At 32.3% G+C, this 14,885-nt stretch carries 17 protein-coding genes; 7 read left to right on the top strand and 10 right to left on the bottom strand.

Annotated elements, in window-relative coordinates; genetic code table 11:
* Window positions 1–64: 64 nt before the first annotated feature.
* The 5 genes from QZ659_RS18645 to QZ659_RS18625 form a co-directional block, all read right to left on the bottom strand.
* Entirely contained in the window at window positions 65–367 is a 303-nt protein-coding gene (locus tag QZ659_RS18645) for a hypothetical protein (RefSeq protein ID WP_291728246.1), read from the bottom strand.
* Between the two features lie 53 nt (window positions 368–420).
* Complete coding sequence (locus tag QZ659_RS18640; protein WP_291728244.1) at window positions 421–726, bottom strand: hypothetical protein; 306 nt, start codon at window positions 724–726, stop codon at window positions 421–423.
* Window positions 727–810: 84 nt separating this feature from the next.
* Entirely contained in the window at window positions 811–996 is a 186-nt protein-coding gene (locus QZ659_RS18635) for a hypothetical protein (protein ID WP_291728242.1), read from the bottom strand.
* 105 nt (window positions 997–1,101) lie between these two features.
* Entirely contained in the window at window positions 1,102–1,440 is a 339-nt protein-coding gene (locus QZ659_RS18630; RefSeq protein ID WP_291728240.1) for a hypothetical protein, read from the bottom strand.
* A gap of 74 nt (window positions 1,441–1,514) precedes the next feature.
* Window positions 1,515–2,663: a hypothetical protein gene (locus QZ659_RS18625; RefSeq protein WP_291728238.1), complete on the bottom strand. Its 1,149-nt coding sequence runs from the start codon at window positions 2,661–2,663 to the stop codon at window positions 1,515–1,517.
* Window positions 2,664–3,010: 347 nt separating this feature from the next.
* Between QZ659_RS18625 and QZ659_RS18620 the strand changes: the two genes are divergently transcribed.
* From QZ659_RS18620 to QZ659_RS18605, 4 genes are all read left to right on the top strand, one after another.
* The gene (locus tag QZ659_RS18620; RefSeq protein WP_291728236.1) at window positions 3,011–4,873 is read left to right on the top strand and encodes a carbamoyltransferase; all 1,863 of its coding nucleotides are present in this window, start codon (window positions 3,011–3,013) and stop codon (window positions 4,871–4,873) included.
* A gap of 53 nt (window positions 4,874–4,926) precedes the next feature.
* Complete coding sequence (locus QZ659_RS18615) at window positions 4,927–5,076, top strand: DUF5989 family protein (protein WP_291728234.1); 150 nt, start codon at window positions 4,927–4,929, stop codon at window positions 5,074–5,076.
* Window positions 5,077–5,143: 67 nt separating this feature from the next.
* Window positions 5,144–5,506 (top strand): hypothetical protein, encoded by a 363-nt coding sequence (locus QZ659_RS18610; protein ID WP_291728232.1) that lies wholly within the window; start codon window positions 5,144–5,146, stop codon window positions 5,504–5,506.
* A gap of 34 nt (window positions 5,507–5,540) precedes the next feature.
* Window positions 5,541–5,696 carry a hypothetical protein gene (locus tag QZ659_RS18605; RefSeq protein WP_291728230.1) on the top strand — a complete coding sequence of 52 codons (156 nt, stop codon included), beginning with the start codon at window positions 5,541–5,543 and terminating at the stop codon, window positions 5,694–5,696.
* 152 nt (window positions 5,697–5,848) lie between these two features.
* On the opposite strand, the gene QZ659_RS18600 is transcribed toward QZ659_RS18605, so the two are convergent.
* Together QZ659_RS18600 and QZ659_RS18595 are read right to left on the bottom strand one after the other, a co-directional pair.
* Window positions 5,849–7,825 (bottom strand): hypothetical protein, encoded by a 1,977-nt coding sequence (locus QZ659_RS18600; RefSeq protein WP_291728229.1) that lies wholly within the window; start codon window positions 7,823–7,825, stop codon window positions 5,849–5,851.
* 86 nt (window positions 7,826–7,911) lie between these two features.
* Window positions 7,912–9,771, bottom strand: coding sequence for a hypothetical protein (locus QZ659_RS18595; RefSeq protein WP_291728228.1), 1,860 nt, complete (start codon window positions 9,769–9,771; stop codon window positions 7,912–7,914).
* 212 nt (window positions 9,772–9,983) lie between these two features.
* Between QZ659_RS18595 and QZ659_RS18590 the strand changes: the two genes are divergently transcribed.
* A complete protein-coding gene (locus tag QZ659_RS18590) occupies window positions 9,984–10,391 on the top strand; it encodes a hypothetical protein (RefSeq protein WP_291728226.1) in 408 nt (135 codons plus the stop codon).
* 320 nt (window positions 10,392–10,711) lie between these two features.
* On the opposite strand, the gene QZ659_RS18585 is transcribed toward QZ659_RS18590, so the two are convergent.
* Window positions 10,712–11,638, bottom strand: a complete 927-nt coding sequence (locus QZ659_RS18585) for a ribose-phosphate diphosphokinase (protein ID WP_291728223.1) — start codon at window positions 11,636–11,638, stop codon at window positions 10,712–10,714.
* Window positions 11,639–11,875: 237 nt separating this feature from the next.
* On the opposite strand from QZ659_RS18585, the gene QZ659_RS18580 reads away from it, so the two are divergent.
* Window positions 11,876–12,679, top strand: coding sequence for a hypothetical protein (locus QZ659_RS18580; protein ID WP_291728221.1), 804 nt, complete (start codon window positions 11,876–11,878; stop codon window positions 12,677–12,679).
* 14 nt (window positions 12,680–12,693) lie between these two features.
* On the opposite strand, the gene QZ659_RS18575 is transcribed toward QZ659_RS18580, so the two are convergent.
* Both QZ659_RS18575 and QZ659_RS18570 read right to left on the bottom strand, forming a co-directional pair.
* Window positions 12,694–13,452, bottom strand: coding sequence for a hypothetical protein (locus tag QZ659_RS18575; protein WP_291728219.1), 759 nt, complete (start codon window positions 13,450–13,452; stop codon window positions 12,694–12,696).
* 66 nt (window positions 13,453–13,518) lie between these two features.
* Window positions 13,519–13,914 carry a DUF423 domain-containing protein gene (locus QZ659_RS18570; RefSeq protein ID WP_291728217.1) on the bottom strand — a complete coding sequence of 132 codons (396 nt, stop codon included), beginning with the start codon at window positions 13,912–13,914 and terminating at the stop codon, window positions 13,519–13,521.
* Between the two features lie 328 nt (window positions 13,915–14,242).
* On the opposite strand from QZ659_RS18570, the gene QZ659_RS18565 reads away from it, so the two are divergent.
* Window positions 14,243–14,701 (top strand): GatB/YqeY domain-containing protein, encoded by a 459-nt coding sequence (locus tag QZ659_RS18565; RefSeq protein ID WP_291728214.1) that lies wholly within the window; start codon window positions 14,243–14,245, stop codon window positions 14,699–14,701.
* The last annotated feature ends 184 nt before the right edge of the window (window positions 14,702–14,885 follow it).

The following is a 14,885-nucleotide window of genomic DNA, read 5'->3' as shown; positions in this document are numbered from 1 at the left end:
GGACAAGATAAGGATGGAATCTTGCGCTAGAAAACCATTCTTAAACAAGTTCTAGATTTTTTTTCTAAAAAACAAAATAAAACAAAGAAGCAATAGAAATCATAGAAGTTACAACAGCCGAAGCAATACACCACTTTTTCCAATTATCTGATTTAGTAAAAAATAACAATATTAAAGTTATTATTGGATTTATAAAAATTATTGAAACTGTTCCTAATCCTACTATAATCAACTCCCCAGTTCCTTGAGGTGTTATTTCTAACAAGTAAAATATCACTCCTACTAAAGAAATATTGGCAAGAAAAATAACCATCCAAGGTTTGTAGTTCCAAGATATTGCTATTTCGTTTCTGTCTAATATTTCCATTTTTAAAAAATAGTGTAAGTTAAATGGTTTGCCTTTGAAAATCCAATAATAATTTACCAAACATATTTTATTGCATAAATATTTAAGCCAAAAAATATTCCTAAACTAATGAAAAAAACATCTACCACAAACCACTTGAACCAATAATCCCTATACATAACAAGTGAAATCAAAGTCATAGCAGAATTGAGAGCAATCATAACACATAGCCCAAGCCATAAATCTGTAGCCAATTCAAAACTGCTAAAATACATACACAAAGTCCATAAAGCAACAGCCACAAAATTCATTATCAAGACAATATTCCAAGTCGTTTTTATAGGTGTTTTCTCTTCTTTATCTAATATTTTATTTTCCATTTTTTAGAGTTAGCTGTATAAAATAATGAAGGATATAATCAGCGTACATACAGATACTAAAAAGGCATAACCTGTAACAGTCATCTATTTTTTGCTGTATCCGTTGGATAGAATATAAGATATAATTCCTGCAATAAAGTTGATTATGAAAATAGAAAAGACAATGATGAAAAGGAGAGGAAGTAAGATAGCATCTTTATCAAGCATTCCTATTTGAACACTATCAGCAAATAAAAATTGGAAAAAATAACCAATTCCAATGACACCCAAAATTCCATTTGTAATTAAGATAGGTTGCTAACTACTTTTTTTTACTCTGTTCTTCTCTATCTAAAATATTTATCATAATTATTACTCCATTTTATTATGTATGAATTACGAAAATACTAGAAAAATATAAATGATTCCACACAAATCTATTGTAGATAACAGCATCACAAAATACTTTTTCCATTGTTTATCAGAAGAGAGGAGTAAACCTAACGTCGCTAATAGATTAATAAGAGCTACACAAATAGAGGCAAGCAATAGACTAATAAAAACTCCTTCAGGAAATATAAACTCAGAAGTAAAAGTGTACTCATCTGAAAGAAAGTACCACATAACTAAAATTACTATTAGCATAAAAAAAACTCCATTTATAATTAAAACAGGTTTCCAAGAGCTATTTTTTCTGTCATTCAAATTTTCTTCTGTATCTAAAATATTATCCATATCAAATGAAAAATTAAGACTAAACGATAAAAAAGTCTATAGTTAAGTTTTTGAGTGTCTTATGAGCTGATATATTATTTTTTAGTAATATGATTCACTATAGTTTGAGCAACTTTCAAATTTCCATGTTGGGATAAATGACAAATATCTATATAAACATCTTTTTCATAATTGTCAAAAGTATGACTTATATCATAGCTCAATATATCTTGTTTTGTTTTCAAGCTATCTAGTTTATCTCTGAAAGCTGGATAACATGTTTCAAAATATGCTAAATCATAAGCAGTTCTTTGATAAGGATTACTAATCAAAGTATCTTTTTCAAAGTTAGTATGTGGTTTACGAGAGGCTAACTGAGGTTGTAAAAAATGAAAAAAAGTAGCTTTTTTCTTTTTACAAATAGCATTTGCTCTTGCTATATCTTCTATATAACTAGTAGCAATACTATCTAAATAATAATTAAATTCTTTCCTTTCAGTTAGGTTATTGGAAGTTAGAGCAGGTTCAACTGGACCGTATGGATATAGTAACCAGTTAATTAACATAGATTTTTGATGAAGTAAAATATAAAGACGTTCACGCAGTCGGTATAAAAAAACTAATATAGAAGATAAAAAATTATTTTGACTTGATTTCTGTGCTAATGCTTCTTCTATTGTTGAAATCCCTTTGATAGAATTATTTACACCATCATAAAAGATAACAATATCCTTTTCTTTTACGCTATCAATCATTAGTTCTAAGTTGGCAAGTTGTGTTGGTGTACTAACTCCTGCAATACCACAATTTACTACTCTCATAGAGGGATAGGTATCTAAAATAAAACGTTGTAAATAACTTGGTAATGTTAAGCTATCAGGAACTTCTCTACAAAAAACTGTTGAACCTCCAAAGATGTAGAGTTTTGATTGAGAAGAAAAGTTATCTATATTAGGTGTGTTGGTAGTACGACGTCTGTTGTTTTCAATCGTAAGATATGGATTTTGTGGAGCTTCCAAATACACAGCATTTTCTTTACTAGGATGTTTTATTCTTTCTATTTCTAATGAATCATAATTTTGTGCAAACCATTTTACATCATAGTCGGAATTTTGTAATGGTGGAGGTATAGTTTTTTTAAAGGCTGTTCCACCTAAACGTTGATAAGCCAACTTATCCTCATCTACCAATATTCTAGCAAAACCTTCCAAAATTCCTAGGAAAATTATGATAGTAATTCCCATAATGGTAAAATTAATAAACAAGTCCTTATGAAATAGAAGAGATTTTTTTTTGCTCAAAAAAAAACTTATGAGGATAATAAAAAGAGCTACATAGTAAAGTTTTATAGCAATTAATGATAAAAAATCAGTAATTTCTCCATTAGATGCAAAAATAAAACCTATTATATGGGGTATAAAAAACAAAAAAATATAAATAGGTAGATAATATATTTTGTATTGAAGCTGTTTACCCAACATTTTGAACTGATTTTATGAGACTATCTTCTTAAAAAATTAATCAAAAGTATGGACTTCTAAGAATAAATCCTAATTTTGCAAATTATCGCTTTCTACATCAATACTAGCAAATGAACATTCTCGGTATTTCAGCATTTTATCACGATTCGGCAGCAGCATTACTTCAAAATGGAAAAATCATTGCAGCAGCTCAAGAAGAACGCTTTACAAGAATAAAGCATGATCCGAGTTTTCCAACAAATGCCATCAAATATTGCCTAGAAGAATCTGGTCTAACTTTAGATAAACTAGATGCAGTTGTTTTTTATGACAAGCCTCTTTTAAAATTTGAACGCCTTTTAGAAACTTATTACGCTTTTTCTCCCAAAGGTTTAGTTTCTTTCTTAACAGCTATTCCTGTTTGGCTCAAAGAAAAAATGTTCTTGAAAAGAATGATTTATCAAGAGCTAAAAGAAATAGAAGACTACAACAAAAAAAGTTTTAAACTACTTTTTCCAGAACATCATTTATCACACGCTGCAAGTGCTTTTTATTCTTCTAATTATGAAGATGCAGCTATCCTAACGATTGATGGGGTAGGTGAATGGGCGACTGTTTCGATTTGTCATGGAACAGGAAAAGATATAAAAATATTAAAAGAGCTTCAATTTCCTCACTCTTTGGGGCTTTTATATTCTGCTTTTACTTACTACACAGGTTTTAAAGTCAATTCGGGGGAATATAAATTGATGGGACTTGCCCCCTATGGCAATCCAGATGATGAACAGACCAAAGAATTTGTAAGAAAAATCAAAGAAACACTCTGCCATATTTATCCAGATGGTTCAATTTGGCTAGACCAGTCGTATTTCAACTATGCGACAGGGTTGCGAATGATTAAGGAAGACAAATGGGAAAAGCTATTTGGTGTTCCTACACGCAAATCTGAATCACCGATTGACCAAGTGCATTGTGATTTAGCTTTAGCTATTCAGCAGGTAACCGAAGAAGTGGTTATTTTGATGGCAAAAGAAGCACAACAGCTTACAGGGTCAAAAAATCTTTGTATGGCAGGTGGTGTAGCTCTAAATTGTGTAGCTAATGGAAAACTAGAGAAAGCAAATATTTTTGAAAATATCTTCATTCAACCAGCAGCAGGCGATGCAGGAGGAGCTTTAGGAGCAGCGCAGGCAGCATATCACATTTATTTTGGGCAAGAAAGAGAAATTACAGATGCCTTAGACCAAATGCAAGGGAGCTATCTTGGTCCTCAATTTTCTGAGCTAGACATTCAGAAAATGGGTAAAAAATACAATGCCGTCTCTGAAAAGTATGCTAGTTTTGAGGATTTGGCACAGAAAACAGCTTCACTTTTAGCAGATGGAAATGTAATTGGTTGGTTTCAAGGCAGAATGGAATTTGGACCTCGTGCATTAGGAGGAAGAAGTATTTTGGGAGACGCACGTAATCCAGAAATGCAGAAAAAACTCAATCTAAAAATAAAATATAGAGAAGGTTTCAGACCTTTTGCGCCTTCGGTATTAGCTGAAAAAGTAGAAGAATACTTTGAGCAAAAATCGCCTTCTCCGTATATGCTTTTAGTACAGCCTGTCAAAGAATCTCGCCAAAACAAGCTGCCAGAAAATTACAATTCGCTACCTCTGATGGAAAAATTGTATTTCCTAAGAAGTGATTTGCCTTCTATTACGCATATTGATTACTCAGCTCGTATTCAAACGGTTCATAAAGAAACTAATCCAAGATATTGGAAACTAATTTCTGCTTTTGAAGAGCAAACAGGTTATGGCTTGGTTGTCAATACAAGTTTTAATGTACGTGGAGAGCCTATTGTTTGTACTCCAGAAGATGCTTATAAATGTCTGATGCGTACAGAAATGGACTATTTAGTGATAGGAGATTTTATTTTTGATAAAAAACTTCAACCAGAGTGGGCTGAAAAAGACGACTGGCGTACAGAATTTGCATTAGATTAAATTGTAAAACATACTTTAGCGTGTTTCAAAAACCTATTATAAAATAAAAAACTATGGATTTTTTAAAAGACTTGTGGGCATTTTTAATGCAGCGTAAAAAATTTTGGCTTGCTCCAATGATTATTATTCTGATGCTTTTGGGTGTCTTGATTGTAATTGGTGGTGGTTCGGCTATTGCTCCTTTTATTTACACTTTATTTTAGTATTAAATTACTTATCTTATTTCGTTGCTTGTGTATTTTGCACAAGCAACACAATTTATCTTAGCGTATGCAACGAGAAAAAGTAGTAGAAGCCCTACTGGCTATTATGGTTGGTCTGATGGTTTTTTACTTTGTTTTTAAACTTCCTATTTTGCTCTATATTTCTTTTGGAATTGGTGTAGTGGCTCTTTTTTGGAACTGGCTCGCAGAAAAAATAGCTTGGGTATGGCTCAAGTTTGCGAGTATATTGGGAGTTATCAATGGAAAAATATTGCTTTCGATTGTCTTTTTTATTTTTCTTACTCCAATAGCTTTTTTGAATAAATTATTTTCAAAAAATCCGTTACAACTTAAAAAACAAGACCAAAAATCAGTTTTTGTGGAGCGAAATGTAACATATAAAAAAGAAGATTTGGAAAATATTTTCTAGGTCTTTTAAATTCTAATATGACTTTCAATAGAGTATGAAATTCAAAGTAAAGTTAGTTTTTCTCTTAATTATTTCTAATTGTTTTGTTTTCTTTGTAAAAGGTAGAAGCATAGATGTTACAGGAAAGGGACATGAAATGTTAGATATTGTTCTTGATGGACTCGCAGAACTCAAGAAGAATATGATGTAGAGAACTGATACGTAATAAGACGTTATAAGAAATTGGTAGTGTACAAATTTATTTTTTATTGAAATTAGGAAAACTACCAAGACTAAATTTTTCTATTAAAAAAGGCTGTCCGAAAAGGTCAGCCTTTTTTGTAAGTTAAAATCTCACTTTTTTTATAGAAAAGACAGTGCTTTCTGCATTTCTTCCACCGTTACTTTTTCATACGTAATATTGACTGTTTCCTTGCCTACCTTTGTTTTGTGTAGAGCCATATACAAGTCTTCTCCTTTCTTACGAATACCAAAAATAGTAATTTCTTCTCCTTTAGGAATGTTATCAAAACGGTTTTGTATGCCATTTGAACTTCCCTCCATCACAGAATTGATACTATTAAAAATTACTCGTACGGGTGTTTTAGAATTGACAAGTAAATCTACTTTTTGACTGTTAGGAACACCATAAAAACGGTCGCAGTTTATCCAACCCAAGCCACTCACAGAAAAAGCATAGGAATCTAAAGCACGAGCAGAAAGTTGAGAAGCATTTTTTGCTACGTTTTTATTATAACGGTCTATACATCTTTGACGATAAGCATCATAAGCAGCTTGTTTTTGAGGATTATCTGTTTTGAGATAATTATTTAAGTGGCGAGTCATTGTATAGTCTTCAACAAAACCTCTTTTTGTAGTCTCTATGATGCCTGTCCAAACAAGAATAGGTTGTTTGCGTTTTTTATAGGAAATTGCATAATCTTCATTACTATTGCGTTGTGTTTTCTTCCAACTTCTAAACTCTTCTTCTCCTTTTTCTAATAGGTTTTTCCAACCCACAGACTGAATATAAAAAGAAACTGTCTCGCCTTTACAAGCTCCCGTTTTTGAAACAGTTGTACTTAGGCGAAGTCCACTAGAAGAGTTGATAGAACGAATAATTGTAGTTTTGTCTAAGGCATAACGAGTTTTTTTGAGTTCTTCAACTACCTTAGCCGTTCCGTCTTTTCCTATCGTAATGGCAAGCTGTACGGTATCTCTAAAAATACGGTCTTCTGTATTTGGATTTTCATAGAATGAAAACTGATACGATTTAGATTTTTCAATACTCAAAGTATCTTTTCCTTGTTGATAAATGCTCATATATTTGGGCGTTTTTTCTTCTCTTTTCTTGTTTCTATGTGCTACACTTCTAAATTCATTTGTGTATTTTCTGTTTTTCTCTACATCTACTTGAGAAGAAAGGGCTTCTATTTTTTCAGAAACTAATTTTGCATCAGCACATTCACATGGGTTTCTATTAGTCTGATACTCATCTATTCTGTCTTCTTTACCTAAAAAAACAAGATTATAAAAATCTCTTTTTGCTGGAATACCTTTTATTTCTATTGCTCGCCCATTACTTCGCCAAGAAGAAGGAGGATTATTTACATCATTCAAATTAACACTTTCCGTAAGATTTGCAATAGAAGAGTTAGAAGCTAAATAGACCTGCATACCCTTTTTATTTCTCGTTTTAGTATTGAAGGTCGGCATTTCTATATCGATATCCTTTTGGAGTTTTACTTTTCTACCTTCAGAAGTTGCTTCAAGATGTAGCATTCCACCACTTTCTAAAAAGCCACCTTTTGTATTGGTTGCTAAGCCAGAGAGCAAAACGGTTTGCTTGTCGTAAAATTCTTTTACCTCAAATTTTACAGGTTCTTTTACTGGGCTTCCATCTGCAAAAACAAATGTTCCTGAATCTATATGAATATACGTTCCCAAATCGCAATAAATTTCCTGCTCGTCATTGTTTTTTATTTCAAAAACTTGTGTTTTGGGAGCAAAACGCTTGAAAAACTCTGATGAATCTTGGGCAGAAAATGTATCATAGACCATTTCATCGTCAGAAATAAGTGTGCTTCGCTCATCTTCATTGTCTGAATAAACTGGACGAATTGCATTGGGCTGTTGTTCTTGAAGAGCTACTGAATTATCTTCTTCTTGAGTTTTAGTATCATTCGTAGTAGAATTTTCAGTAGTTATGGTTGCTTCTTCATTTGTTTTTTCGCTTTCCTTCTTGTCAGAAGAACAGGAACTTACCAAAAACAGGAAACACACTGAAAGAGTGAGGAAAATCGAATTAAAATCACGAATAGAAAAGTTGCTGGTTTTCATAGTAGTTGAAGTTAGGATTGTGAGATAATTGAATTTTTAAACTGGCTTTAATCTTTAAATGCTTTTTGGAGGAAAAAGTAACAGAATTATATCAAGAGGTAATCTAGCTGGTCTTGCATTTCTTTGAAGGTTACTTCTTTGTATTCTAAATGCTCTTCTTGAATTGCTCCTGTTCCCATGACAGTTTTTTGAAGTGCCATCAGTATTTTTCCATCTTTTTTCTTTAAGCTAAATAGTATGACTGGTTCGCCTTTCAAAACACTTACAAAGTGTGAGGTTTCGTGATTTCCTCCTAATCTACTACTGATTACACTATTTACTTTTTCAAAAATCAGAGATACAGGAAATTTTGTTTGTGTAACAAGAGTTGGACCTCCTCTCATAAAACCTCTATCACAGTTTGTCCAGCCTAGCTTCATTGTTTTCATGATGTAATTAGTTGCTAAGACCGTGGAAGGATTATTTTTCGTTTTTTCTTCTACCCCTTTGGCATATTTTGCCTTTGCTATATCATATTGTTTTTTCAGTTCTTCATCTACATATTTTTTATAAGTTCTATTTTTTCCTTCATAGTAATATTCGTTGTTATAGCGAGTTTTCATTGTCTTGATAACTCCTGTCCAAACCATAATCGGATTTTTTCTTTTTTTGTATTTGATATGATATGCCTCTTCTGTTCCTTTTTGTATGCGTTTCCATGTTCCTCTTTTTCCTTCTACTTCTGGCAAAACTTCTGAAAGAGATTGTATAGAATGCAGAAAAAAACGATTTTTAGATTGTGGACAAATATCTCTCTTATTTAGATTTGCAGTAACGAAAAGTCCACTAGTTGAGCGAATGGCTGTTTGTGTATGATAGCTTTCAATCGCATTATTTGTGCTTTTTAGCTGTTCTACTACCATTCCAACACGATTTTTCTCAATTTCAAAAGCAATGCGAAGCGTATCGTAATAATAAGTCGTATCTTCCAAAAAAGGATAAAAGTTATATACTAAATGGCTTGGCTTCCCAATAATGCGAGTGCTTTTGTCTACTGGAAAACTACTACGGTATTTATCTTTTAACTCTGTTTTTTGTATTCTCTCCTTTAAAAATTTAGGTTCTTTTATTGGATGTGTAAAATCAATTTCATAGGAGATAGCTTCTGATAACGTTTCTACTTTTTCATACACTAAATGCGTATCTGCACAGTCGCATTCTGTGTCTTCGGTTTTGTCAAAGCGATGTTCTAGCATTCCCATATATTTCCATTTGAAATAATCTTGTTTTGGAACTTCTACTCTAATATTTTTTCCATTTGTCTGCCAAGTCGTTGGAGGGTTGAGGGGAGAATTTATATCAGAAGAAAAACGAGTAGAATTATTAGAGGCAAAATAAACTTTCATGTCTTCTTGACTGCTTACCTTTGTATTGGCAGTAGGCATTTCTATTGTAATTTCTTTTTTTAGTTTGACTTTCTTTCCTTCTGCTGTGGCTTGCAGATGCACCATCCCACCACTTTCTAAAAATCCGTTTTCTGTTTGAGTTGCCAAGCCTGCTAATAGGATTGTCTTTTTATCATAAAATTCCTTTAGTTCTACTTTTACCTCTGATTTTACAGGTGTTCCATCTTCAAAGACAAAGGAGTTTTTTTCTATGGCGATATGTGTACCTCGTTCTCCAAAAATATGTTGGTCTTTGTTAGAGTTTATTATAAATGTCTGCGTTTTGGGAGAAAATCGCTTAAAAAATTCTAATGAATCTTGCTTAGTAAATGAATTAGAATCGTCTGAATCTAATCTATTAAGTATATTATCATTTGCTATAAGTTCATCTCTGTCACTTTGATTTTCTTGGTTAGGACGTAATGTATTGGGTTGAGAAGTAGTATTGCCTTCCGTTTTTATAGTTTCATTTACAATGTTTTCATTATTTTTCTTATCCGATGTACTTTCTTGACAACTCATAGTTATCAATAGTAAAGAAAAAAGAAAAAACAGATTTCTTTTAGAAAATGAGTTACTTTTCATGGAAAAAATGATTAGATGAGTAGTTAAGATAGAATGATATTATTTGAGATGAGTAAATAGCCTTACACCATCGAAACGTAAAAATTTTAGATTAGTATAGTTTTTTTTGACTTTTTTTAAATTTCTTTCATTTCAAATAAAAAGACGTAATGAAGAAAATACTCTTTGCCACTTATACCTTACTCACTTTATTCATTATCTGCTTGTTCAGTTATTCTACTTATACAAGTGAAGAGAAAAAAGAACTTCGTAGAATAGGTAATGAAAATCATTATGTTATCTTGGATACGACATACGATGCTACGATTATTTCAGAGAGTTCCCTGATTGCTAATCATACAAGTATTTTTCCGATTTACTTTTCTGATTCTACTTTTTATTATCGCACCTCAAAGAATTTGGAAAAAAAATACGCTACTGCTAAAAATGATTCTTTGCTACTCTCAGTATATAGCCACGGAATGACTGGAGCATCCGTTGATATAATCATTACAAAAAATGACATAAAAAGTAGTGCTAGACTTTTTGATTGTACATATAACTATGAAGTTGTTTAAGAATGGAAAAAAGTAGCTTGAATGAAGTTTAGAGTAAATTTTATTTATTATTTCTCGTTCAAGCATTCTGCTTGGACGCACTTTTTTGTCAGCATATGCTGACGAAACGGTAAGCACAAGATGGAATCTTGCGCTAGAAAACCATTCTTAAACAAGTTCTATGAATATCAGCCTCTGAAAAGTAAAGTCATAATTAATTCAGAAACATTAGATTTCACAGATAGCCTAGATGTTTATTTTGACATGAGCTTCACTCATCAATATGAAAATTATATTGATACGATGATTGTCAAGGGAAAAACGAGAATGGGAAAGAGAAATTAAAAATCTGTTACAGAGCTAATCAGCAAGTCTGATATAGAGGAAATTTCTATAAAATCAGTCTTTTGGGCTGCTGCTTTGGCATTATGATGTGTGTCAGTAACAATTATTTTTTCTATCAAACCAGAGTTTTCTAATCTTTCTACACTTCCTTCTGGAAAAACTCCGTGCGTTGCTACTACAAAAATTTGTTTTGCCTCTGCTTCTTTATATACTTTTGCAGCATTTATAAGTGAACCTCCTGTACGAATCATATCGTCGTAGAGAACTACTTTTTTTCCACTTACATCAGCATTTACACCTGTAATTTCTGTATCGCTTCCAGAAGAACGACGTTTATAGACAAAGGCTGCATCCACACCCAAATCCATAGCTAGAGATTCTACCCACTTTGCACGTCCTGCATCTGCTGAAGCCAATACAAAGTCTGTTCCTCCAAGTTTTTTAGCTGCTTCCAAAATGAGCGGTTTGGCGTATAGATGAACAGTATGCACTCCGTTTTCAAAATAATATTGCAGTCCAGAAACGTGTAAATCTACCATGACAATACGATTTCCTAAATAAGATTGAGGAATGGCAGAAAGCAACCTAGCACGAGTTTTGGCAGTAACAATTTCGCCAGTTTTGACAGCTCGTTCCATTGTCGAATAGCCATAAAAAGGAATGATAATGGTTAATCTTTTCACACCTGCATCTACAAGTCCACTCGCCAAATCGTAGAGTTCCATTGTATCTTGTTCAGACACAGTTCCACCAATCAAAACAGCTTCTTTTGCCAGTACTTTCGATAAAATTCTGTAATAAGATTCTCCATCTGGAAAAACTTTGCGTTCTAATTTTCCCTTTTCAAAAGCCTTATTTTGAATAAAAGTATCTTGAAAATATGTGTATTTTTGAGTGGAAAAGACTACAGTAGATTCGCTCATGATGTGTTACAGGTTTATGTTTTTTTTAATCTATCCTACCAAAAAATGTAATTATTCCGAATCTGTGTTTTAATCCGTCAAATCCGTTTTATCTGTGTTCCAATAATAGAACACGGATGATACAGATGACACCGAAAACCACAGATAGATGCACAATATTTAGCATTTTTTTAAATAGTAGGGTAGAGTATGTTTTTCTAAGACAAATATAATCCATAAAAAAAATAATAAAAATTTATGAAAGACGAAAATATATATTCTTACTTTCCAAAATATCCGAATCAGAAAATTTGGCGTGTTTGTCCAGACCCAAAAAGTGATTTAGTAGCTTTAGAAATTAGAGAAAAACAACAAGATGAAAATATTTCGGAACTTCTCATTTTAGATGTTAAAAATAAACAGATTGTAGGTAATGCTCAAATGGAAGCTACTCAAACACTTCTTAATTTTTTTGATAAAATACTTCTTTTGTCAGAGATTGATATGCAATCTGAATTGCCGATTTCTAAAGGAATTCAAGCCTTGAATACAAACTTTGAAACGATTTGGCAGCTAGAGGAAGTTAGTTATTATGATATTTTTGAGGATAATGAAAATAATAGCAAAGTTATTTTTTCACTACAATCAAATTATTATTCCGTTCCTTTAATTCCCAAGTCAGAAGAAATAGAAGCTAAAGAAGAAAGTTATAGTAATCTGAAAAACAAAGTGAAAAAATATTTTCATTCTACACATGAATATCCAACAAATCATACAAACTATAGCGATATTTTAGATTTTATATTAGGAAAAACAAAGCATATAGCAGAGGAAACAATTCTTTATACAGAAAATGAAAAGTATCTTTTGTGTAGTTATGTAGTGGAAAATAAAAATTATTTACTTTGTACTGATAAAAATGGAAATCTAAAACATCATTTCTTAATAAAAGAAATAGAAGAAGGTAAAAATACAGACAAAAAAAATCCACAAGACTTTATTCTGATGGAAAATAAAATCTTATGGATGGATAAAAATAAACTTTCAGTAATGAATTTATAAGATGTAAATAATGATTACTTTTTGTTTTGGAGTAATTCTCTTAATGTTTTAATGAAATAATAACGAGCTTCCTCGCTTAAATAATTTCCAAAGCTAATTCGTTTTTGTCCTTCCAAAACTACAGTACGTGTTGTGCTAGTCCCTCCTTTTCTTGAATGTGAAGTACTTACTTCTTCACGCACAGAGTTTATATCTTTCCAATCAAAATGTTTGTGTTGTCCTATTTTTCCTACACCAGTAAAAATATGTCCTCCATTGCTATCTAGTGTGATTTCTGTCCTCCCCGCAACTGCCATTAAAGCAACGCTCCATAAAAAAACAGAACCAATCAGAAAAGGGATTCCAAAAAGAGAAAGTAAAATCTCAAATTCGCCACTAAAAATTTGTGAGCCATATATTCCTCCTAATGCTCCTCCAGACCAAACGGTAGCAAAAGGAACTATAAAAAGTGCAGACCAAGAACGAGTAGAAGCTCCTATCTGAACACCGTCGTGTAGATGATTGATATATGCTCCTTTAGGTGGATTATTTATGTCAAAAGGAACACTGCTTTTTCCTTCAAATTTCTGCTGAATGGCATCGTTGTACAGACCTGCTTCTTTGTAAAGCGACTGACGAGCAGCATCATAATCACTCAAATAAGTTTCGTCCTTTTGTGGATTGATATGAGTAGAAATACTAAATACATTACCACAACTCTGACATTGTGCAATATCTTTTTGAATATTGATAGCATCTCTAGGAATTTTGATTTGGCATTTTGGGCAGTTCATGTAGTTGAGGAAGTATTTTATGTTGAAATAAGACTTTTTAACTTTACGTACAAGCTATAACATAGGTTACTTCTTTCCCAAAGCTGAAATAGCAAACAAAACCCAACCGATAATGAGTAATGTTCCTCCAATAGGCGTAATTGCACCCAGCCATTTGATATTTGTGAGGCAGAGCAAGTAAAGTGTTCCAGAAAAAATAAGCGTTCCGAAAAGATGTAGATTGGCTGCCCAAGTGAGTGTTTTACGTCTTTTGGCAAAGTTTCCTATGTTTAGGTGCAGCAACACTCCCATTAAGATAATAGAAAAAGTATGATAAAAATGATATTTGGAAGCCGTTTGAAAAGTTTCTACTTGTCCGATAGAAATGAGCCAGTCTTTTAGAGCATGCGCCCCAAAAGCACCAATAGCGACAGCAAAACCTCCTAAAATTGCACCCCAAAAAATGAAATTATTTCTAAGCATTTGTATTTATTTTTTATTGCTAGTTGTTATAGAACTCATTTAAGATTCGAAAGCGAGCAAAGCTAATATATTTTGGTTATCGGTGCTGACCTTTCGGTCTGACCTTAATTAGGTCAGTCTTGTTAGAGCAGACTGTTAGGTCAGTCTTGTTAGAGCAGACTGTAAATAATGCTTTTTCTCTATGTCTTAAACAACTTCATAAAATGTACACAAAAATACCAAATTTTAAGATTAGGGATTGATTTTGATTAAATTTGTGTTGCATTAAATGAACCCCATCAAAAAGTTAAGGTTCAAATTATTTTTTACACATTGATTCCATTTACAAATGACAACGTTAAAGGAAAAAGTACAAGCCGAGATGAAAACGGCAATGAAAAACAAGGAAACAACAAAACTAACGGCTCTTCGTGCTATCAAATCAGCTATTTTGTTAGCTCAAACTGAAAAAGGAGGAGCATCTGACAATCTTTCAGAAGAGCAAGAATTGCAAATTCTGCTCAAGCAAGCCAAACAAAGACGTGAATCTTTAGAGCTGTATGAAAAAGAAGGACGTACAGAACTTGCTCAAGCTGAAAAAGCAGAATTAGAAGTTATAGAAACATTTTTACCTCAAATGCTTTCAGAAGACGAGGTAAGAGCAAGAATAGAGAAAATTTTGGCTGGGATGGGTGAAGTTACACCTCAACAAATGGGGCAAGTAATGGGTGCTGCCATTAAAGAATTAGGAACAGAAGCTGAAAAGAAAACGATTGCTAAAGTAGTCAAAGAACTGATAAATAAGTAAGCGTTGCATATCAAATTTTAAAGCCCTAAGGTAACCAAAATCTTAGGGTTTTTTTATGTGTAAAATAAGTTTAGTCATGACCAAAAAAAAGTACAAAGACAAAGAATTCTGAATTTTTTGAAACAAAACAAGATTTTATGTCGTTATTATAGTGTAATATTTATACATTTAATTTAAAAATTTG

The sequence above is a fragment of the Bernardetia sp. genome, from assembly GCF_020630935.1.
GTDB lineage: Bacteria > Bacteroidota > Bacteroidia > Cytophagales > Bernardetiaceae > Bernardetia.
Note: the sequence above shows the minus strand (reverse complement) of the source record. Positions and strands in the feature narration are given on the sequence as shown.